Source organism: Amycolatopsis sp. GM8, from assembly GCF_021653975.1.
GTDB lineage: Bacteria > Actinomycetota > Actinomycetes > Mycobacteriales > Pseudonocardiaceae > Amycolatopsis_E.
This window is the reverse complement of the sequence record NZ_JAJKFK010000002.1, coordinates 428,423-447,293: the sequence shown is the minus strand read 5'-3', so window position 1 is coordinate 447,293 and position 18,871 is coordinate 428,423. Positions and strand designations below refer to the sequence as shown.

Genomic DNA, 18,871 nt, shown 5'->3' with positions numbered 1-18,871 from the left:
GGTGGCGGTTACCCGATATCCCGCCGCCGGAAACCTGCCAATCCGGCGACCAGGGTGACCAGTGCGATTCCGGTCAGCCAGAGTATGGGCGTCGCGGTGAGCGGCGCGCTCGGCAGCTTCGGCACGTGCGTGAATGGCGAGATGTCCAGCACCGGCTGCGGCAGCCGCAGCACCGGGCCGTACAGCGCGATCGCCAGCGAAAGCGACGCCACCGACCAGCTCACACTCATGTATTTCGGCAGGAAACCGAACAGCAGCATGGAAAGTCCCGCGACCACCCAGACCGCGGGCAGTTGCGCCATCGTCGCGCCCAGCACCGGCGGTACCTCGCCGCTCACGTTGCTGATGCGCAACCCGTGCAGCAGCCCGGCGAACGTGCCGAAGACGGCGAGTAGCAGCGCGCTGCCGAGCAGTGAGAACACCAGGTGGCTCCCGGCCCACTGAAGGCGCCGCACCCGGGTGGCCAGCAGCGGTTCGAGCCTGACCGCCGTCTCCTCGCCGCGCATCCGCAGGTTCGCCTGCACCGCGAACACGGCGGCGATCATGCCGGCGATGCCCGCGATCGCGGCGACGTAGGCGTCGACCAGCCCGGCCGAGCCACCCAGCCGCTCGAACGACTCCCGCACCTGCTCGCTGTTACCGACCAGCCCGCCGATCCCGCTGGCCAGCGCGCCGAACAGCGCACCGGAGACGGCGAACCCGGCGATCCAGCCGATCAGCAGGCCGCGGTGCAACCGCCAGGCCAACCCGAGCGGTGACCGCAGCCGCGGCGACGCGGTCGCGGGACCGGGACGCGCCGGGAAGACGCTCAGCCCGACGTCACGCCGCGGCAGCAGCCAGTAGGCGACACCGCACAGCACCACCGTCGTCGCGAGCGGCATGGCCAGCACCCACCAGCGTTCACCCGCGTACGGGCGCATCTGCGCGGACCAGCCGAGCGGCGAAATCCACGACAGCCAGCTGACGTCTTTCGCCGAGTCGCCGACCCCGCGCAGCAGGAACGCCACGCCGAGCACCGCGCACGCCAGCCCGTTGGCCGTGCGCGAGTACTCGACGAGCTGCACGGTGACGGCCGAAACCCCGGTGAACACCCACCCGGTCAGCACGATGCCGAGCCCGAAAGCGATGGAACCGGCCGTGGGCAGGCCCGAGGCGACCAGCGACGCGATCGCGATCAACCCCGTCACGAGGGAGGCCAAACCGGACACGAGCAGCGCGGCCGTGAGCGCGGTGTACCGGCCGATGACCCCCGAGGACAGCAGTTCCTGGCGGCCGGTCTCCTCCTCCTGGCGAGTGTGCCGGGTGACGGTGAAGATGCAGGCCAGCGCGATGAACAGGGCGAGGAACGTGCAGAAACGCCACGCCGTGAACCCGCCCGCGGTGGACAGGTCGAACGCCGGGCCGTACAACAGCGCGACCGACGGGTTGCTGCTCGCGCCGGCGGTGAGCGAGGCGCGGCTGGCGGCGTCGGGATAGAAGGTGTCGTAGCTCCCGGCGGACGCGGCCGGGATGACACCGATGAGCACCGCCCAGATCGGCACCACGACCCGGTCGCGCCGCAGCGCGAGCCGCATCAGGTGCCCGGTGCCCACGAACGGGTTCATCGCACACCCGCTTCGGTCTGGTAGTGCCGGAGGAACAGCTCCTCGAGCGTCGGCGGCTGGCTGGTGAGGCTGCGCACGCCGACCTCGGTCAGCTGCCGCAGCACCTTGTCGAGCGAGTGCGTCTCGACGTCGAACCGCACCCGGTTGCCTTCGACCTTCAGGTCGTGCACGTCGGGCAGGCTCGACAGCCCGTTCGGATGCCCGGCGAGCTCGGCGGTGATCGACGTGCGGGTGAGATGCCGCAGGTCGCCCAGGGTGCCGGTCTCGACGGTGCGCCCGTTGCGGATGATGCTCACCCGGTCGCACAGCGCCTCGACCTCGGCCAGGATGTGGCTCGACAGCAACACCGTGCGGCCCTGCTCGCGTTCCTCCTGGATGGCATCCTGGAAGGTGGCTTCCATCAGCGGGTCGAGCCCCGAGGTCGGCTCGTCGAGCAGCAGCAGGTCCACCTGCGACGACAGCGCCGCCACGATGGCGACCTTCTGCCGGTTGCCCTTGGAGTAGGTGCGGCCCTTCTTCTTCGGGTCGAGGTCGAAGCGCTCGATGAGGTCCTTGCGCCGGCGCGGGTCGAGCCCGCCGCGCAGCCGCCCGAGCAGATCGATGACCTCGCCGCCGGAGAGGTTGGGCCAGAGGTTGACGTCCCCGGGGACGTAGGCGAGGCGGCGATGCAGGGCCGCGGCGTCGCGCCACGGGTCGCCGCCGAGCAGCCGGACCTGGCCGGCGTCGCCGCGCAGCAGGCCCAGCAGGACCCGCACCGTGGTCGACTTGCCGGCGCCGTTGGGGCCGAGGAAGCCGTGCACCTCGCCCGTGGCGACCTCCAGATCGAGGCCGTCGAGAGCCTTCGTCGCTCCGAACGACTTGTGCAGGCCGGAGATGGAGATGGCGTTGTCCATGGCTCGGAAGCTACACTTGTTTCACAAACTTGTGAAGTTAGGAAAATATCAATAAAGAGTGAAGGCTGTAGGTGGATGCGAGAGGATGATCAGATGTCGACCGACCCCGCCGCACCCCTCGACGAGGCCACCCTGCGCTTCGTGGAGGAGTTCGCGCAATGGCTCACCGAGGCCGGGATGCCGCGCATGCCGTCCCGCGTCCTGGCCGCCGGACTCGCGAGTCCCGAAGGGCACCTCACCGCGCGGGAGCTGACCGAGATCCTGAAGATCAGCCCCGCCGCGGTGTCGGGCGCGGTGCGGTATCTGGACCAGATCGGGCTCGTGCGGCGCGCCCGGAAACCAGGGGGGCGGCGGGACATCTTCATCGTCCGCACCGACTACTGGTACGAAATGGTGAGCAGCCAGGACAAGCGCTACCAGCACCTGCTGAGCTCGCTGGCGGACGGGATCCAGGCCGTCGGCGCGGAGAGCCCGGCGGGCGAGCGACTGAAGGAGACGTACGACTTCTTCGCGTACTTGGCCGAGGAGATGCCGAAGATGGTCGAACGCTGGCGGACCCGGCGGTTGACTAAAGAAGGGTCTTGACGAGTCTTCTCGCCAGCGCGTTGAGGTCGGCCACCGGCTCGCCGTCGAAGGAGAGCAGGAACGCCTGCTGGAAGCAGGCCCCGAGTAACAGTGCGGCGATCGTCTCGGCGTCACTCGCCCGCGGCAGCCGGCCGAGCCGCTGTTCCGCGCGTAGGTACTGACTCAGCGCTCGCTGTGGATAACGTGGCCCGGTACCGAGTTCGCGCATAGCGTCTCGATGCGCGCTCAGCAATTCTCGCGACGAGAAGAGCGACGCGGAGATCGGGAAGCCTTCGAGATAGAAGTCCAGCGCCGTGCGGGCGACCTTGGTCAGGTTTCCCCGCACCGTGCCCGTGCCGGCTTCGAGCGCGGTGAGCAGAGTGCCGAACGCAGGCAGTTGTTCCGACAGGACGCCGAGGAAGATCTCGGTCTTGTCCGTGAAGTGCTTGTACAGCGCGGCTTCCGAATAGCCCGCCGCACGCGCGATCTCCTTGGTCGTGGCGCGTGCGTAGCCACGCTCGCGCATGATCCGCCGCGCCGCCGCGAGGATTTCGTCCCGGGTGCCCAATCCTGAGTCCCTTCTCAGCTGTCGGTTGACGAGTGGGTGAATGCTCACTAACTATAACTGGTGAGTGAACACTAACCGGGAGGGAATCATGAAGCTCACCGTTTTCGGCGCGACCGGTGGTACGGGTGTCGAAGTGGTGCGCCAGGCGCTGGCGCTGGGGCATCAGGTGACCGCCGTCGTCCGTGACCCGGCGCGGCTCGAGGTGCCCGATCACGAACAGCTGGAAGTCTTCCGCGCCAACGTTTTCGAGCCTGCGGAGCTGATCGCGGCGGTCAGCGGTCGCGAGGTGGTGGTGTCCGCGCTCGGGCCGCGCGGTCGCGGTCCCACCACGGTCTGCCGCGATGGCGCCGCGAGCGTCATGTCCGCCATGGACACCGCAGGCGTGCGGCGGTTGCTGGTGGTCAGCAACAGCGGGATGCACACCGAAGGCGACGGCGTGTTCACCCGCCGGATCGTCAAGCCGATCCTGATCCGGGTGCTGCGCGAGGGTTACCTGGACATGCAGGCCATGGAGGACGGGGTGGTCGCGAGCCGTCTGCAATGGACGATCGTCCGCCCGCCGCGGCTGACCGGAGGCCCGCACACCGGCCGGATCGCGAGCAGCATCGGGCGAAACGTACGCGGCAGCTTCTCCATCTCACGGGCCAACCTCGCCGACTACCTCTTGCGCGCGGCCGCCGACGATGCGTTGATCGGCAAGGCCGTCTCCGTGGCCAACGGCTAGGACTCGAGAAGTCCTTTCAGGGCGCGGAGATCCTTCAGCACCGTCTCGGCGTCCATGCGCGGCAGGCGGAACCGGGCGAACAGCACCTCGGCGCCGGATCCGTTGCCCACGACGCCCATCAGTACCTACACGTCCTGTCAATCGGGTAGGTGGGCGGCGTGGTGGTCATCTTCGCGGTGGTGTCCACACCGGACGCCCACTGCGCGAAATTATCCGGCTGTGCAAGGAAGTGGTAAACCTCGGCGCAGGGCCGGTCGATGCTGATGCCGACGGTTCGGCACGTCATGATCATCATGTGGCGAAGTGTGCCCGAAGGGTGACGGCAGGCGCTTGAACAAACCGGACGCCGGACCACCCCGGGTAGGCGGATGCTGGGCCGAACGGGTGAAAGTACCGGCGCCCGAGCAGGGGGTTCCAAAAAAACTCTGCCGGTGTGTATCTGGAACGCCGCCTCATGCGTCATAGGGAGCGTTGGTTGAACACACCCCCCGATGGAGGAACTCAGGTGAGCTCCGAAAGCTCATGCGAAGAGGAGATCGCGGCGATCCGCGATTCCCTTGCCACGCTTGGGGATCCGTGGCAAGTAGGGGAGACCTTGCTGAGCAGGTTGGGGGGCCGGTCGCGTGCGGTGCGGCTGGGGGTGCCGGCCCCGAGCGCGGCCGCGGTCGAGGCCCGGGTGGAGTTGCCCGGGCAGATGGCCGAGGCCGCGCTCGGGACCGCCGGGCAGAAGTGCACCGGCAGGCACGCGCCGACCGAGAGGCTGCCGCGGTCGTTCGACCTGCGGCGCACCCGCGACGGCGACTACACCACGCCCGTCAAGGACCAGGGGGAGCGCGGTTCGTGCACCGCGTTCGGGGTCATCGCCGTGCTGGAGGGGACCGCTGCCTACGCGCGGCGGGCGGCGCGGCTGGACCTGGACCTGTCCGAAGCGCACCTCTATTTCGGGCAGGCCACGCAGAAACAGCTGAGCGGGGAGGACGGCACCTGGCCGGACGATCTGCTGGGCGACTGCGTGGCGAACGGTGTCACGTTCGAGGATTACTGGCCCTACACCGACACCGGTGCCGGGCACTTGAACCCGAACTGGCGCAACCGCGTCGTCCATGCGGAACAGATGGTCGACCTGACCCGGGATCCGTCGGGGATCAAGCACCACATCTACGGGCACGGACCGGTCACCACCTGCATGGTGGTCTACGAAGACTTCTTTCACTACACCAGCGGCGTCTACCGGCACACCACCGACGAGACCAAGGGCGGGCACTGCGTCGCGCTCGTCGGCTGGGACGACGATCAGGGCTGCTGGATCGGGAAGAACTCGTGGGGCACGGGCTGGGGCGAGGAAGGCTACTTCCGGATCGCGTACGGCGAGTCGTACATCGAGGACTATCCGGAGGAACGGCCGACCACCATCGGTTGCATTGGCACGACCTTGCGCGCATGGCTACCGCCGCAACGCGCGCTCGGCCTGTTCGCGTCGGCGCGGGACGCGGGCGGATGGGCGTTCCTGGAGGACCTGGGGTGGACCCGGCTCTCCGCGGGGGCGAGCGGGACGAACCAGTTCGCGCTGCTCGCCGACGCCCGGGCAGGTGGCTACCCCGTCCTGCCGTATGTCGTGAACGACGAGTTACTAATGGTCCAGACCATCTACTGATCGTGTGAGCAAGGGGAGCTGCAGCGATGACCGCGAGCGAGACCCAGAACCCGGACACCGGCCCGGAAGAAGAGCCCGAAACCGTCCATGCCGGTGCGCCCACCGGCGCGTGGGACCCGAACACCCCGCCGCCGGCGCCGACCGGTGCCTGGGATCCGAACAAGCCGCCACCTGCGGCGCCCACTGGTGCGTGGGATCCGAATACTCCGCCGCCTGTCGCGCCGACGGGTGCGTGGGACCCGAACACTCCGCCGCCTGTGGCGCCGACGGGTGCTTGGGATCCGAATACCCCGCCGCCTGTCGCACCGACCGGTGCGTGGGACCCGAACACTCCGCCGCCTGTGGCGCCGACGGGTGCGTGGGACCCGAATACCCCGCCGCCTGTGGCGCCGACTGGCGCGTGGGACCCCAACACGCCTCCGCCGACTGGCGCGTGGGACCCCAACACGCCTCCGCCCACGGGCGCTTGGGACCCCAACACGCCTCCGCCCACCGGTGCGTGGGACCCGAACACGCCACCGGTCCCGGCCGGTGCCTGGGATCCCAACACCCCGCCGCGGCCCGGGCCGCAGCCGCACACCGGCAACGGCGCCATGCCGGTGGCCACCGGCCTGTGGATCCGCAACCGCGTGATCACGCAGCTGTGGTCCTCCAGCGGCCGTCCCGGCGTGTGGGTCTTCGTCGCGGGGCTGGGCTGGAAGCAGCTCGCGGCGGTCGAGACCGGCCGCAGCCCGCTGACCGGGCTCGCGGTGCTGGCGAAGGCGAACGGGCTCACCGTCTCCTTCCACGAGAACGCGTTCGGCCAGATCGACCAGTTGCTGGTCTGACTGAGCTGGTGACGGCCGGCAGCCGAGGGGGCCGCCGGCCGTCACCTTCCGGTGGTCGTCGAGGGGGACGACCACGGGGTGTGGTGGCCACGGGGAGGGCCACCGGCAGTAAGGGGGAGCCCGGCCGGTGTCGACAGTCGTCGGCACCGGCCGGTGCTGTATGTGACGGACGACACTACGCCAAATGGGTGGTGTTTGTATCTGACGGCGGCGAGGCTTCTCTCATACGACGTAGGCGGGATACTGCGGGCGTCATGGCGAGGAGAGCCACGGAGAGCGGGGGCGAATGGTGTGACGGACGTCGACACCGCCGAAGCGGGTCCTCCCTGGGAGGGTCTGCGCGGCCCGGAGCTGTTCGAAGCATGCCTGCACGCCGCCCGTGAAGGTGACAAACGGGGCCTCGACCGGCTGGTCGCGGAGCTGACACCACTGGTGTGGAACGTCGCGCGCGGCCACGGCCTGGACAGGCACACCGCCGAGGACGTCGTGCAGACGGTGTGGCTCGCCTTGCTGAGCCACCTCCAAAAACTGCGCGAGCCCAAGGCGCTCGCGGGCTGGCTGGTCACCACCGCCCGGCACGAGGCGCAACGCGCCAACGGCCGCAAGCAACCCCCCGTCCCACTGACCGACGAAATGGCCGAAACCGTGCCCAGTACGTTGCCCGCGCCCGAAGCCGAGGCGCTGCGCACCGAGCGGGATCGCGATATCTGGGCGGCGTTCGGCAAGCTTCCGCAGCGGTGTCAGGAACTGCTGCGGCTCACGGTGCTCGCCGGACGCGCGGAGTACCGGGTTGTCGCCGAGGCATTACAGATGCCGCGCGGCAGTATCGGGCCCAACCGAGGCCGCTGTCTGAAGACGATGCGCGAACTGCTGGACATCGAAGGGGGCAGCGCATGAACGAGATACAGGTGCCGGAGGAGGCGCATCCCAGCGACGAAGCCTTGCTGGCGGACCTTGGCCGCGTGCTCGCGGCCTGTGATTCACCTCCGGACGGGCTCGTCGAACGGGTCCAGTTCGCATTGGAGCTGGAGAACATCGACGTCGAGGTGGCCCGGTGGGAGCGGGCCGGCCAGCTCGCCGGTGTCCGCAGCAGCGTGGATCAGGGCACGATCACCTTCACCGTGAGCGATCTGACCGTGATGATCAACCTGACCAAGGTGGGCCAGGTGCACCGGATCGACGGCTGGCTGGTGCCGGCCGGTGAGCACGGGGTCGAGGTGCGCGTCGCCGGGCACGGTTCGTCGTCCACAGTGTCCGACGAAGGCGGCCGGTTCGTACTCGACAGTGTGCCCCGGGGGACCACGCAGATCGTCATTTCGGTCGGCGGCGCGGCCAGTCGACGCACCGTAGTCACGCCGGCCGTCGTGCTCTGACCTCACCGGCTGTATACCCCTGCGGCGCGGTGTGCTCAGATAGTTACCGTGGCAGGCCCCCGCGAACTGGAACGCGTTCTCGCACGCGTGGCGCGGCTGCATGTCAAGGCGGCTGACGCGTCCGGGAATCTGCTGAACGTGGAGGCCGTCCGCCTGCTGGGCCGGGCGCTGAAACTGCTGGATTCCGCCGGCCCCCGCGCCGAACCGGACTGGGTGCGGCTGCGGGCCCGGATCCTCATCAGCATGGCGATGGCCGAAGCCGAGGTCGGTTCGGCGACAACTGGTCTAGGCCACCTCGACGACGCCGCCGCATTGCCGGGACTGCTGCCCGAAAACGCCGAGTCGCGAATGCTCAGCGCGGTCATCGGCGCGCAGCGGGCCCTGGTGTTCAGCCGGATCGGCCGGTTCACCGAAGCGCTCCAGCTGTTCGACGAAATCATCCCGGTGCTCGAGAGCGACGCCGAGGAGAACGCGCTTCCCTTGTCGCGCAACCTGATGAACCGCGCGCTTGTCCACATGAACCTCAACACGCCGGATGCCGCACTTTCCGATCTGCGCCGCTGCATAGATCTTGCCGAGCGGCACGGGCTGACCCGGATCGAAGGCAAGGCGCGGCATAATTTCGGTGACCAGTCGCAACTGGTCGGTGATATCCCGGCGGCCCTGCACTACTACGAGCAGGCCGCGCGCAGCTACGAGGCGGAGAGCCCGGGCTGGCTGCCGCGGCTGCGGCTGGACCAAGGGCGCGCGCTGCTGACCGCGGGGCTCGCCGAGGAAGCGGCGCGGCAGCTGGACGAGGCACTGCCGGAACTCCGCCGCAACCGCGCGATCCAGGACGTGGCCGAAGCCGAGGTGGCGCGCGCCGCCGCCGCGATCCTCGAACGGGATTTCCCGCTCGCGCGGCGCCTGGCCACCGGCGCACACCGCAGATTCCTCCGTCGTGGCAACGAAAGATGGGCCGAGGTCGCCGCGCTCGCCAAGCTGCGCGCGACCGCGACCGAGGCGCTGGACTCCGAACGGCGCCCACCCGCCCGGTTGCCGGTGCAGCTCGCCGAGCAGGCCGCCCGCCTGGCGGAACTGGGCCTGCGCGACGAGGCGTCCGTGGCCCGGCTGCTCGCGGTGCGGCTGAACCTGCGCCGTGGCGCGGTCGAAGCCGCCGGGGAAATGCTCGCGCGGATCCCGAACCCGCGGCAGACCACCCCGATCGACCACGTGATGCTGCTGCGCCTGTGCCGCGCGGAACTCGCGGTGGCACAAGGGAATTCACGCGCGGCGCTCGCGCAGGCGCGCGCCGGTTTCGTCGAGCTGAGCCGGGTCCGCGACCGGATGGGTGGTCTGGACCTGGTGTGCGGTACGGCCGTGCACGGGCAGGAGCTGGGTAGCCTCGCGACCGGGCTGGTACTCGGCCGGGCGCGCGGAAACGCCGGCGCCAGAAGGGTTTTCGCCTGGCAGGAGCGCACTCGGGCGCAGGTCTACCGGTACGAGCCGCTGCCCGAGATCGCCGATCCCGTGCTGGCCCGGCTGATCACGGAAATGCGGCACGTGCAGCGCATCGCCCAGCAGAACCGGCTCGAGGGCAAGAGCGTGTCCACATTGGAGCAACGCTACCGCCGGCTGCAGCGGGAAGCGGGCAGGCTCGGCTGGTACACCAGCCCCTGGGGCCGGCCGCGCCCGGTCGCGACTCCGGACGAGGTGGCGGCCGCGCTCGGCGATCGCGTGCTGGTGAGCCTGACCGGGTACGGCGACAGGCTCTCCGCGCTCGTCGTGCGGGACGGCCGGTTCCGGCTCGTTCCCCTCGGCCCGCTCGAGGAAACGGTCGAGATCACCAGGCAGCTGCACGCGGACCTGAACGTGCTCGCGCCCGACCAGTTGCCGGCGCCGCTGGTCGCCGCGGTGACGCAGTCGGCGGAGAAACGCGCGCGGCTGCTCGACCGGCTGCTGGTGGAGCCGCTCGCGGACGCGATCGGGGACCGGGAGCTCGTGGTCGTGCCGTTCGGGCCGCTGTACGCGTTGCCGTGGGCGGCTTTGCCGTCGCTGCGCGGGCGCCCGCTGTCGGTCGCTCCGTCGGCGACCGCGTGGCGCAGCGCGGCGACCCAGGTCGAGACGGAGCCGGTGGTGCTCGTCGGTGGGCCGGGTGTGCCGGGCGCGATCGGTGAAGTGCGGGAACTGCGTTCGGTGTACCCGCAGGCGCGGCTGGTCGACGGCGAGGGCGCGACGAGTGCGACGGTGCTGGCGGCGCTGGACGGTTCAGCCCTGGCGCACTTGGTCGCGCATGGCGCGCACGAGCCGGCCAACGCGTTGTTCTCCCGGCTGGATCTGGTCGACGGGCCACTTTTCGCGCACGAAACCACCCGCTTGCGGCGGCCGCCGGAACGGGTCGTGCTCGCGGCGTGTGAGCTGGCGATGAGCCACATCCGGCCGGGCGAGGAGGCCCTGGGCTTCGCGGGCGCCCTCCTCGCGGGCGGCTCGCGCACGATCGTCGGTGCGATCGCGCGGGTTGGTGACCAAGCCGCCGCGCAGGCGATGACCGACCTGCATCGCTTGCTGGCGAAGGGTATTTCCCCGGCGCTGGCCCTGGCGGAGGCGATCGCGGCCGACCCCCTGCGCCGGCCGTTCCTGTGCCTCGGCGCGGGTTAGCCGAGGAAATCGGTCAGCGACACCGGAGTCAGACCATCCTTTTTGGACTGATTCACGAACGCCGCGAAATCCTCCGCGAACGTCTTGCGGAAGTGCATGAGCACGATGTCCCCGGCCTGTAAGCGCTTTCCGTCCTGGAAGTCGACCCGGCCGTCGTTCACCGACGCCGTCCACAGGACGCTCACGCGCATCCCGCAGTTCGCCGCTGCCTTCAACGTGTTCTCGTCCCACGAGCCGAACGGCGGCCGGAAGAGCACCGGCCGGACGCCGAGCCCGCGGGCCAGCTCATCGGCGTCGTCGCAGATCTCCTTTTGCTGGAACGCCAGCGGTTTCCCGCGCAGATCGGGATGGTTCACGGTGTGGTCGCCGAGTGTCGCGCCCGCCGCGAGCACCTGCCGGAAGTAGTCCTCGTGCCCCCGCACGTACATCTCGTTGAGGAACAACACGGGGCGCACGCCCGATTCGCGGATCAGCCGCGGCGCGTCCGGGTCCGGCACCGCGCCGTCGTCGATCGTGAGGAACACGAACGGCTCGGTCACCGCGATCCGCCGCACCTGCGGCACCTTCCCGTCGACGACCGGCCCGGCCGTCTGCCGGACCTGCTCGAACGGCTGAGTCGTCGGCGGTACGACCACGGGCGCTTCAGTGGGCACGACCGCCGCGTCGACTCGGGGCGTGCAGGCACTCGTCAAGACCACCAGCGCGAGCGTGGCGGCGATGGCGCCTCGGGTCATCCCGCGTTCCCCTTTCTCGAACCACAATCAAGTCGTGGCGGGGAACGTTCGTGTTGCACCTACCCGGGCGTGATCTCAGTCGCGTTCGGCGGCCCGCACCAGCTGCCGCGAGATGATCGTGATCACCGTCAGCAGGAACCGCCGCATGACCGGACCGGTGCCCGGGAACCGCTCCCCGAACGAACCCCGCCAGCGCAGGTCGGTGCCACCCGCCGCGTTCGGGGTGAAGGTCACCTCACCGCGGTAGTCGTGCACCGGAGTCCGGCGGACGAGCGTGTAGACGTGGCGCCGGTCCTGTTCGTACTCGATGGTCTCCTCGTACATGATCACCGGGAACAGCCCGACGCGGCGGATCGCGCCGACGCCGCCCACCGGATCGGCCCACCGCGCCCAGCTCGACCGGAGCGGTTTCGCCCAGTCCGACCAGCGCGCGCCATCGGTTTCGAGCCGGAACAGGATGCCCGGCGGTGCGGTGCTGGTGCGGTTGACCTCGAACGAAAACGTCTTCGGTGACATCTGTGCCCTTCTCGCGGTGCGCTGGTGTCCGATTCGGTGTTCGATGGTGCCATGGGCATCAACTTCGATGAGATCAAGAAAAAGGCTCAGGACGCGCTGGGCCAGAACGCGGAGAAGATCGAGCACGGGATCGACAAGGCGAGCGGGTTCGCCAAGTCCAAGCTCGGCCAGCATTCCGACAAGATCGACAACGTGAGCAACAAGGCGAAGGACCTGCTGCACAAGAGCCAGGGCGGGACCGATCCGCACCGGGACGGCCCGGGTCCGGCGCAGCCGTAGCTCAGGCGACCTCGCCGATCGCCGTGTCGTCGGTGATCGAGGTGATCCGGCCGCCGCGTTCGCCGAGCGCACGCAGCCCGTCGCGCGCGTCGGGGGCGCTCAGGTTCACTCGCACCCCGGTCGGCGTCGTGCCACGAGCCTGAGCAAGCGCTTGCGCGCCGTCATGACCCGCGTTGATCGTGGCCGCCAGGCCGCCGGTCGAGGCGAGCGAGCCGCGCATCGCGCCGAGCCGGCCGAGCGCGTCGTCGAGCACGGGCAACAGCGCGTCACGGTTGCCCTCGGTCATCGCACGCACCAGTTCCGGCCGCGTGTTCGCGACCCGCGTCGCGTCGGTGTAGGACCCGGCGGCCAGCGCCAGCGGCACCGGCCCGCCCTGCGCGCCGATGGTCGCGAGCACCGCCGCCAGCAGGTGCGGCAGGTGTGAGATCCGCGCGACGGCTTCGTCGTGCGCGTCCGCGGTGAGCGGCACGACATGCGCGCCGACGTCCAGGGCCAGCCGCGACACCTCGGCCCAGGCCGCGAGATCCGTGTCCGCCTCGACGCACGTGACCCACGCCGCGCCGCCGAACAGGGCCGCGTTGCCCGCCCGCCAGCCCGACTCGGCCGTGCCGGCCATCGGATGCCCACCGACGAACCGGGTCTCGGGTGCGAACGAGCGCGCCGCCCTCAGCACGGACGACTTGACGCTCGCGACGTCGGTCAGCAGGCACCGCGGCGCACAGCGACCGACCTGGCGGAGCACCTCGTCGATCACCGTGAGCGGCACCGCGAGCACGACGAGAGCGTCCTGCGCGGCGGCTCGTTCGAGGGCCGCTTCGACGTCGGTGGAGACGTCGAAACCCTCGGCCGCGGCCGAGGTGGCGTCGGCTTCCGAGGCGGTCGCGCCCCAGACCTCGCGCCCTGCCGCGGAGGCCGCGCGCAGCAGCGAGCCGCCGATCAACCCCAGTCCGATCACGCATACGTCACGCACGGGGCGTCATCCTGCCAGTGGTCGCACCGGCGCGCGCAACGCGTCCATCGCGTACGCGGCGTACATCGCGACACCCGCGGGGAAAGCGCTTTCGTCGTGCAGCACCCGGTTGGAGTGGTTCGACGCGGCGTCTTCCGGCGCGGTGTCGGGTGGACAGACGCCGAGGAACGCGAAGGCGCCGGAAACCCGTTGCAGCACATAGGAAAAGTCCTCGCCGCCCATCTGCGGCGCGGGCATCGGGACGGACTGGTCGGCGCCCAGCACCTCGCGGCCTAGGTCGAGCACCCGCCGCGCCTCCACCGCGTCGTTCACGGTCACCGGGTAGCCGGGTTCGATGTCGACCTGGACGCGGCAGCCGTGCGCCGTGCCGATCGCCTCGCACACCTTCGGCAGCTCGTCGCGGAGCAGCGCCCGGCTGGCCTCCGACTGGGTCCGGAAAGTGCCTTCGAGGTTGGCCTCCTCGGGAATGATGTTGGTCGTGGTGCCGCTGACGATGCGGGTCACCGACAGCACCGCCGGATCGAACACGTCGACCCGCCGGGTGATCATCGTCTGCAGTGCGCCGACCATCGCCGCCGCGGCCGGTATCGGGTCGATCGCCTGGTACGGCGCGGAACCGTGGCCGCCCTTGCCGATCACGCGCACGAAGAAGTTGTCCACCGAGGCCATGATCGAACCGGGCCGGGTCCGCAGCTGGCCGGAGGCGATGTTGGTCGACACATGCAGCCCGAACGCCCGCTCGACACGGTCGCCCGCCGCGTCCAGCACACCCTCGTGGATCATGTGCCGCGCGCCGTGGAAGCCCTCCTCGCCGGGCTGGAACATGAACACGACCGATCCGGCGAGCTCGCTCACGTGCGCCGTGAGCAGCCGTGCCGCCGACGCGAGCATCGCGACGTGCGTGTCGTGACCGCAGGCGTGCATCGCGCCCGGTTCGAGTGAAGCGAACTCCAGCCCGGTGTCCTCGTGCAGGGGGAGCGCGTCCATGTCCCCGCGCAACAGCACCGACGGCCCGGGCCGGGCGCCGCGCAGGATGGCGGTGACCGAAGTGGTCGACTTGCCGAGCTGGATCTCCAGCGGCAGATCGGCCAGTGCGCGCCGGATCGCCGCCTGGGTGCGCGGCAGGTGGAGACCGCGTTCCGGGTGGCGGTGGATTTCGCGCCGCAGTTCGACTGTGGTCGCCTGCAGTGCGCGTGCCTCGGCGAGCAAGCCGGCGAAGCGGGCGTCGGGCAGCGAGGGCAACTCGGTGGGTCCCGTCATAGGTCGATACTGACCCATGTTCCGTCGGGGCAGGTATACGGTGTGCGCATGTCGGTGAAGGAGCCGGTCGCGGGGCTGGCCGTGGCTGTTGTCCGGGAGGACGGCAGATGGCGGTGCGGCGCGTTGGACACCGACGCGCTGACGAATCTGGACGCGGCGATCACGGCACTGGGGAAGCTGCGTTCGACCGGGGCGGTGTTCGCACTGCTGGCGGTGGACGACGAGTTCTTCGTGATCGTCCGGCCGAGCCCGCGGGGCCCGTCGTTGCTGCTCTCGGACGCGTCGGCGGCGCTGGACTACGACATCGCCGCGGACGTGCTCGATGTGCTCCGGGTCGACTTCCCGGAGGACGCCGACGACGCGATCTGGCCGGAGGGCGATCTGGAGATCCTGGCGGACGTGGGCCTGCCCGCGCCCGAGCTCGAGGTGATCGCCGGTGAAGAGGATCTCTATCCGGACGAGCAGTTGCAGATGATCGCGCAGCGCTGCGGGTTCGCCGACGAGTTCGGGGCGTTGCTCGACGAGGCTGATGGATGACGATCTGGTCCGCGTCGCTCTAGCCGCGGCCCGTGAAGCCGGTCCGGACGTGCCGATCGGTGCCGCCGTCTTCGGGCCTGGCGGGGATTTGCTCGCGTCCGCGCACAACGCGCGTGAGGAGCTCGGCGATCCGACGGCGCACGCCGAGGTGCTGGCCCTCCGCGAAGCGGCGCGGGTGCACGGTGACGGCTGGCGGCTCGAAGGCTGCACGCTCGCGGTGACGGTCGAGCCGTGCACGATGTGCGCCGGCGCCCTGGTGCTCGCCCGCGTGTCGCGGCTGGTGTTCGGCGCCTGGGAGCCGCGGACGGGTGCGGTCGGTTCACTGTGGGATGTGGTGCGGGACCGGCGGCTCAACCACCGGCCCGAGGTCGTGGGTGGCGTGCTCGAAACGGAATGCGCCACACTGCTCGACGCGTTCTTCACCCGGCACCGGGGCGATGGCTCTCCGTGAAAGTCCGTGCAGTACGCTGGCCCACGGTAGCGTGTCCGAGCGGCCGAAGGAGCACGACTCGAAATCGTGTGACGGTTGATCCCGTCCGTGGGTTCAAATCCCACCGCTACCGCCATTGAGCAGGCAGAACGTCCGCCCCTGGGTTGAGCAGGGACGGGCGTTCTGTCGTTTTGTTTCAGACGACGCCGCGCCACCCTCTGACGTGGGCCCCGGCCGCATGTCGTGACGACCGTCGTCAAGTACGTCGATCAGGTCCAGGCCGCCAGCTCCTTCCCCGCTCGCACCAGCGGCTAAGACCGCACGTCAGCGTAGGTCTGACGAGGTTCGAACGGCTTGGATCGGGACTCGAAATCATGTGACGGTTGAACGCGTCCGTGGGTTCAAATCCCACCGTTGCCGGGGCTCCCGGCGAAAGGCCTTTTAACCCGCGACAACCCAACCGTTACCAGTTGTTACGGTTTGGTCTGCCCCTGTCTCACCAGTCCGAGGGAGGATGCCTCGACTGATCGAGACTGAGGGGAACTGAGCGTGATCTCTCGAAGAGTAGGTGTGCTCGCCTTCGTGGCCGCCGCCGGACTGGTCGCTTCCACTTCCACCGCGCTGGCCGCGCCGAGCACCGACGTGCTCATCGGCGAGGTCTACGGCGGTGGCGGCAACTCCGGAGCCACGCTGACCAGCGACTTCATCGAGTTGAACAACGCCGGCGCCGCCGCGGTGAGCCTCGACGGCTGGAGCGTGCAGTACCTGCCCGCCTCGCCGAGCGCCTCCAGCAAGTGGCAGGTCACGCCGCTGGCCGGCAGCGTCGCGCCGGGCACGCGCTACCTCGTCGCCGAGTCCACCGGATCGGGTGGCACCGTCTCGTTGCCGACCCCCGACGCGACCGGCGCCATCGCGATGGCCGCGGGCGCCGGAACGGTCGCACTCGTGCACGCCACCACCGCGCTGACCTGCCTCACCGCCGCCGACTGCACCGCCGACGCGTCGATCCACGATCTCGTCGGGTACGGCGCCGCGACCGTCCGCGAAGCCAACCCGGCCCCGGCCGCGAGCAACACCACCTCGGTCTCCCGCACCGGCGCCGACACCGACGACAACGCGGCCGACTTCACCGCCGGCGAGCCCTCACCCACCAACAGCAAGGGCGAGACTCCCGGCGGCGGCACCCCGCCGGTCGCCGCGAAGGTCCACGACATCCAGGGCACGACCCGGATCTCGCCGTTGAAGGGCCAGAAGGTCACCGGTGTCACGGGCATCGTCACCGCGATCCGCGCGTTCGGCTCGGCCCGTGGCTTCTGGATCACCGACCCCCAGCCCGACAACGACCCGCGCACCAGCGAGGGCCTGCAGGTCTTCACCGGGTCCACCACCCCGGCGGTCGCCGTGGGCGATGCGGTCACCGTGACCGGCACCGTCTCCGAGTTCTACCCGGACAGCCCGACCAACTCGATCTACCAGTCGACCACGGAGCTGACCGGTCCACAGTGGACGATCCAGTCGAGCGGGAACCCCGTCCCCGCGCCGACCGTGATCACCCCGAACACCGTGCCGGACAGCCTCGCCCCCCAGGTGGGCGGCAACACCGAGAGCCTCCCGCTGGAGCCGGCCAAGTACTCCCTCGACTTCTGGGAAGCGCACGAGGGCGAAACGGTCAGCATCAGCAACGCGCGCGTCGTCGGCCCGAGCAACTCCTTCAACGAGCTGTACGTGACGACGAAGCCCGACGAGAACCCGACCAAGCGCGGCGGCACGCTCTACACGGCCTACAACGACCCCAACACGGGCGTGCTGAAGGTCGAGTCGCTGATCCCCTTCGCGCAGCGTCCTTTCCCGACGGTCAACACCGGCGACGAGCTGACCGGCGTCACCTCCGGCCCCATCGAGTACGACTCGTTCGGCGGCTACACGCTGCAGGCCAACGTCCTCGGTGATGTCCACAGTGGAGGAATCACCAAGGAGGTCACCCGCAAGCAGCGTCCGGACGAGCTGGCGGTGGCGACCTACAACGTCGAGAACCTGTCCGCTGTGGACACTCAGGACAAGTTCGACCAGCTGGCGCACGGCATCGTCGACAACCTCGCCTCGCCGGACGTCGTGACCCTGGAGGAGATCCAGGACAACAACGGCGCGGACGGCAACGGCGACGGGCTGGTCGCCGCCGACCAGACGCTGAAGCGGTTCACCGACGCGATCGTCGCGGCCGGCGGCCCGAGCTACCAGTGGCGCGAGATCGACCCGCAGGAAGGCAAGGACGGCGGTGAGCCGGGCGGGAACATCCGCGTCGGCTTCCTGTTCAACCCGAAGCGCGTGTCCTTTGTAGACCGTCCGGGCGGTGACGCGACCACCGCGGTGTCCGTCGTCAAGGACCACAACAAGGCGCACCTGTCCATCTCGCCCGGCCGGGTCGACCCGGCCAACGACGCGTGGCAGGACAGCCGCAAACCGCTGGCCGGTGAGTTCGTCTTCCGCGGCCGCACCGTGTTCGTGATCGCCAACCACTTCAACTCCAAGGGCGGCGACCAGCCGACGCACGGCCGCTTCCAGCCGCCGACGCGCAGTTCCGAGGTGCAGCGCGGAAAGCAGGCGCAGGTGCTGCGCGGCTTCGTCGACCAGCTGCTGGCCGCCGACCACAACGCCAACGTGATCGTGGCCGGGGACCTGAACGACTACCAGTTCTCACCGGCGCTGCAAACGCTCACCCAGGGCGGCAAGCTGACGGACCTGATCAACACGCTGCCCGCCCGCGAGCGCTACAGCTACGTCTTCGAGGGCAACTCGCAGGTGCTCGACCACATCCTGACCGCGGACCCGCGCGGCGTGGACTACGACGTCGTGCACATCAACGCCGAGTTCGCCACGCAGGCGTCCGATCACGATCCGCAGATCATCCGGTTCCGCCCCTGTCACTGAACGGAGCGCAAGGAGGTGGCCCGGTGCTGAGCGGCCCGGGCCGCCTGCAGCATCGCCTCGGCGAGGTCGGTGAGTTCGACCTCGGTGGCGAGCGCCGTGTTGATCGCGACCTCGACGATCTCACCGGTTCTGGTCACCCCGACCTCGACCAGACCCCAGTCGTCCTCCGCGACGGTGATGCGCGGCTCGCGTTGCCGGCGCCGGGGCAGCGGTTTTCGCTCGCGCTCCATCGACGTCCCCCTTCCACTTCAGCGGCTACGACGGACGGAGCACCGCCGTGGTTCCGCGGAACCGTCCGGTAGGTGGGAGGTGTAACAACTGCGCGCCACGGCCGACCTTCGAGCAACAGCACCCACGACCGAGGAGACGGCAC

General features: G+C 69.8%; 21 protein-coding genes and 1 tRNA gene. 12 read left to right on the top strand and 10 right to left on the bottom strand.

Annotated elements, in window-relative coordinates; translation table 11 throughout:
- Positions 1-8: 8 nt before the first annotated feature.
- Positions 9-1,604 (bottom strand): ABC transporter permease, encoded by a 1,596-nt coding sequence (locus tag LOZ83_RS09430; protein ID WP_236789947.1) that lies wholly within the window; start codon positions 1,602-1,604, stop codon positions 9-11.
- Positions 1,601-2,497 (bottom strand): ABC transporter ATP-binding protein, encoded by an 897-nt coding sequence (locus tag LOZ83_RS09425; RefSeq protein WP_236789945.1) that lies wholly within the window; start codon positions 2,495-2,497, stop codon positions 1,601-1,603. The genes LOZ83_RS09430 and LOZ83_RS09425 overlap by 4 nt, the downstream gene beginning before the upstream one ends.
- A gap of 93 nt (positions 2,498-2,590) precedes the next feature.
- Here LOZ83_RS09425 and LOZ83_RS09420 point away from each other — a divergent pair, with 93 nt between their 5' ends.
- Positions 2,591-3,082 (top strand): GbsR/MarR family transcriptional regulator, encoded by a 492-nt coding sequence (locus tag LOZ83_RS09420; RefSeq protein ID WP_236789943.1) that lies wholly within the window; start codon positions 2,591-2,593, stop codon positions 3,080-3,082.
- Here the strand turns inward: LOZ83_RS09420 and LOZ83_RS09415 are convergent.
- On the bottom strand, positions 3,066-3,629 hold the full coding sequence (locus LOZ83_RS09415; protein WP_236789942.1) for a TetR/AcrR family transcriptional regulator: 564 nt from the start codon (positions 3,627-3,629) through the stop codon (positions 3,066-3,068). The genes LOZ83_RS09420 and LOZ83_RS09415 overlap by 17 nt on opposite strands.
- Before the next feature lie 88 nt (positions 3,630-3,717).
- Here LOZ83_RS09415 and LOZ83_RS09410 point away from each other — a divergent pair, with 88 nt between their 5' ends.
- On the top strand, positions 3,718-4,353 hold the full coding sequence (locus LOZ83_RS09410; RefSeq protein ID WP_236789940.1) for an NAD(P)-dependent oxidoreductase: 636 nt from the start codon (positions 3,718-3,720) through the stop codon (positions 4,351-4,353).
- Here the strand turns inward: LOZ83_RS09410 and LOZ83_RS39730 are convergent.
- Both LOZ83_RS39730 and LOZ83_RS09405 read right to left on the bottom strand, forming a co-directional pair.
- Positions 4,350-4,472 carry a hypothetical protein gene (locus LOZ83_RS39730; RefSeq protein WP_255823476.1) on the bottom strand — a complete coding sequence of 41 codons (123 nt, stop codon included), beginning with the start codon at positions 4,470-4,472 and terminating at the stop codon, positions 4,350-4,352. The two genes, LOZ83_RS09410 and LOZ83_RS39730, sit on opposite strands and share 4 nt — an antisense overlap.
- Positions 4,472-4,648, bottom strand: a complete 177-nt coding sequence (locus LOZ83_RS09405) for a hypothetical protein (RefSeq protein ID WP_236789939.1) — start codon at positions 4,646-4,648, stop codon at positions 4,472-4,474. Before LOZ83_RS09405 ends, LOZ83_RS39730 begins: the two co-directional genes overlap by 1 nt.
- A 210-nt stretch (positions 4,649-4,858) precedes the next feature.
- Between LOZ83_RS09405 and LOZ83_RS09400 the strand changes: the two genes are divergently transcribed.
- From LOZ83_RS09400 to LOZ83_RS09380, 5 genes are all read left to right on the top strand, one after another.
- Positions 4,859-6,007: a C1 family peptidase gene (locus tag LOZ83_RS09400; protein ID WP_236789938.1), complete on the top strand. Its 1,149-nt coding sequence runs from the start codon at positions 4,859-4,861 to the stop codon at positions 6,005-6,007.
- 383 nt (positions 6,008-6,390) lie between these two features.
- Positions 6,391-6,834, top strand: a complete 444-nt coding sequence (locus LOZ83_RS09395; RefSeq protein ID WP_236789937.1) for a hypothetical protein — start codon at positions 6,391-6,393, stop codon at positions 6,832-6,834.
- 291 nt (positions 6,835-7,125) lie between these two features.
- Entirely contained in the window at positions 7,126-7,731 is a 606-nt protein-coding gene (locus tag LOZ83_RS09390; RefSeq protein ID WP_236789936.1) for an RNA polymerase sigma factor, read from the top strand.
- Positions 7,728-8,207, top strand: coding sequence for a carboxypeptidase regulatory-like domain-containing protein (locus tag LOZ83_RS09385; RefSeq protein WP_236789935.1), 480 nt, complete (start codon positions 7,728-7,730; stop codon positions 8,205-8,207). Before LOZ83_RS09390 ends, LOZ83_RS09385 begins: the two co-directional genes overlap by 4 nt.
- A gap of 243 nt (positions 8,208-8,450) precedes the next feature.
- A complete protein-coding gene (locus LOZ83_RS09380; RefSeq protein ID WP_255823647.1) occupies positions 8,451-10,844 on the top strand; it encodes a CHAT domain-containing tetratricopeptide repeat protein in 2,394 nt (797 codons plus the stop codon).
- Here LOZ83_RS09380 and LOZ83_RS09375 read toward each other — a convergent pair.
- Complete coding sequence (locus LOZ83_RS09375) at positions 10,841-11,578, bottom strand: polysaccharide deacetylase family protein (protein WP_236789932.1); 738 nt, start codon at positions 11,576-11,578, stop codon at positions 10,841-10,843. The two genes, LOZ83_RS09380 and LOZ83_RS09375, sit on opposite strands and share 4 nt — an antisense overlap.
- A 75-nt stretch (positions 11,579-11,653) precedes the next feature.
- Entirely contained in the window at positions 11,654-12,094 is a 441-nt protein-coding gene (locus LOZ83_RS09370; protein WP_236789930.1) for an SRPBCC family protein, read from the bottom strand.
- Positions 12,095-12,118: 24 nt separating this feature from the next.
- On the opposite strand from LOZ83_RS09370, the gene LOZ83_RS09365 reads away from it, so the two are divergent.
- Positions 12,119-12,373 carry an antitoxin gene (locus LOZ83_RS09365; protein ID WP_374202644.1) on the top strand — a complete coding sequence of 85 codons (255 nt, stop codon included), beginning with the start codon at positions 12,119-12,121 and terminating at the stop codon, positions 12,371-12,373.
- Between the two features lies 1 nt (position 12,374).
- Here LOZ83_RS09365 and LOZ83_RS09360 read toward each other — a convergent pair whose 3' ends face one another.
- Both LOZ83_RS09360 and LOZ83_RS09355 read right to left on the bottom strand, forming a co-directional pair.
- On the bottom strand, positions 12,375-13,328 hold the full coding sequence (locus LOZ83_RS09360) for a prephenate dehydrogenase (protein WP_236790743.1): 954 nt from the start codon (positions 13,326-13,328) through the stop codon (positions 12,375-12,377).
- Positions 13,329-13,349: 21 nt separating this feature from the next.
- Positions 13,350-14,603, bottom strand: coding sequence for a M20 family metallopeptidase (locus LOZ83_RS09355; protein WP_236789928.1), 1,254 nt, complete (start codon positions 14,601-14,603; stop codon positions 13,350-13,352).
- Between the two features lie 48 nt (positions 14,604-14,651).
- Between LOZ83_RS09355 and LOZ83_RS09350 the strand changes: the two genes are divergently transcribed.
- The 4 genes from LOZ83_RS09350 (at position 14,652) to LOZ83_RS09335 (ending at position 18,498) form a co-directional block, all read left to right on the top strand.
- Complete coding sequence (locus tag LOZ83_RS09350; RefSeq protein WP_236789927.1) at positions 14,652-15,140, top strand: tRNA adenosine deaminase-associated protein; 489 nt, start codon at positions 14,652-14,654, stop codon at positions 15,138-15,140.
- On the top strand, positions 15,133-15,591 hold the full coding sequence (locus tag LOZ83_RS09345; RefSeq protein ID WP_236789925.1) for a nucleoside deaminase: 459 nt from the start codon (positions 15,133-15,135) through the stop codon (positions 15,589-15,591). Before LOZ83_RS09350 ends, LOZ83_RS09345 begins: the two co-directional genes overlap by 8 nt.
- 25 nt (positions 15,592-15,616) lie before the next feature.
- Positions 15,617-15,706: transfer RNA gene (locus LOZ83_RS09340), tRNA-Ser, on the top strand.
- Positions 15,707-16,113: 407 nt separating this feature from the next.
- Positions 16,114-18,498, top strand: coding sequence for an endonuclease/exonuclease/phosphatase family protein (locus tag LOZ83_RS09335; RefSeq protein WP_374202656.1), 2,385 nt, complete (start codon positions 16,114-16,116; stop codon positions 18,496-18,498).
- On the opposite strand, the gene LOZ83_RS09330 is transcribed toward LOZ83_RS09335, so the two are convergent.
- Positions 18,492-18,728 (bottom strand): hypothetical protein, encoded by a 237-nt coding sequence (locus tag LOZ83_RS09330; RefSeq protein WP_236789924.1) that lies wholly within the window; start codon positions 18,726-18,728, stop codon positions 18,492-18,494. The two genes, LOZ83_RS09335 and LOZ83_RS09330, sit on opposite strands and share 7 nt — an antisense overlap.
- Between the last annotated feature and the right edge of the window lie 143 nt (positions 18,729-18,871).

Bases quoted from the DNA above. Each gene is read 5' to 3' on its own strand.
- LOZ83_RS09430 (WP_236789947.1), bottom strand. From the start codon at position 1,604: ATGAACCCGTTCGTGGGCACCGGGCACCTGATGCGGCTCGCGCTGCGG.
- LOZ83_RS09425 (WP_236789945.1), bottom strand. From the start codon at position 2,497: ATGGACAACGCCATCTCCATCTCCGGCCTGCACAAGTCGTTCGGAGCG.
- LOZ83_RS09420 (WP_236789943.1), top strand. From the start codon at position 2,591: ATGTCGACCGACCCCGCCGCACCCCTCGACGAGGCCACCCTGCGCTTC.
- LOZ83_RS09410 (WP_236789940.1), top strand. From the start codon at position 3,718: ATGAAGCTCACCGTTTTCGGCGCGACCGGTGGTACGGGTGTCGAAGTG.
- LOZ83_RS39730 (WP_255823476.1), bottom strand. From the start codon at position 4,472: ATGGGCGTCGTGGGCAACGGATCCGGCGCCGAGGTGCTGTTCGCCCGG.
- LOZ83_RS09405 (WP_236789939.1), bottom strand. From the start codon at position 4,648: ATGATGATCATGACGTGCCGAACCGTCGGCATCAGCATCGACCGGCCC.
- LOZ83_RS09385 (WP_236789935.1), top strand. From the start codon at position 7,728: ATGAACGAGATACAGGTGCCGGAGGAGGCGCATCCCAGCGACGAAGCC.
- LOZ83_RS09380 (WP_255823647.1), top strand. From the start codon at position 8,451: ATGGCGATGGCCGAAGCCGAGGTCGGTTCGGCGACAACTGGTCTAGGC.
- LOZ83_RS09375 (WP_236789932.1), bottom strand. From the start codon at position 11,578: ATGACCCGAGGCGCCATCGCCGCCACGCTCGCGCTGGTGGTCTTGACG.
- LOZ83_RS09370 (WP_236789930.1), bottom strand. From the start codon at position 12,094: ATGTCACCGAAGACGTTTTCGTTCGAGGTCAACCGCACCAGCACCGCA.
- LOZ83_RS09355 (WP_236789928.1), bottom strand. From the start codon at position 14,603: ATGACGGGACCCACCGAGTTGCCCTCGCTGCCCGACGCCCGCTTCGCC.
- LOZ83_RS09350 (WP_236789927.1), top strand. From the start codon at position 14,652: ATGTCGGTGAAGGAGCCGGTCGCGGGGCTGGCCGTGGCTGTTGTCCGG.
- LOZ83_RS09345 (WP_236789925.1), top strand. From the start codon at position 15,133: ATGGATGACGATCTGGTCCGCGTCGCTCTAGCCGCGGCCCGTGAAGCC.
- LOZ83_RS09330 (WP_236789924.1), bottom strand. From the start codon at position 18,728: ATGGAGCGCGAGCGAAAACCGCTGCCCCGGCGCCGGCAACGCGAGCCG.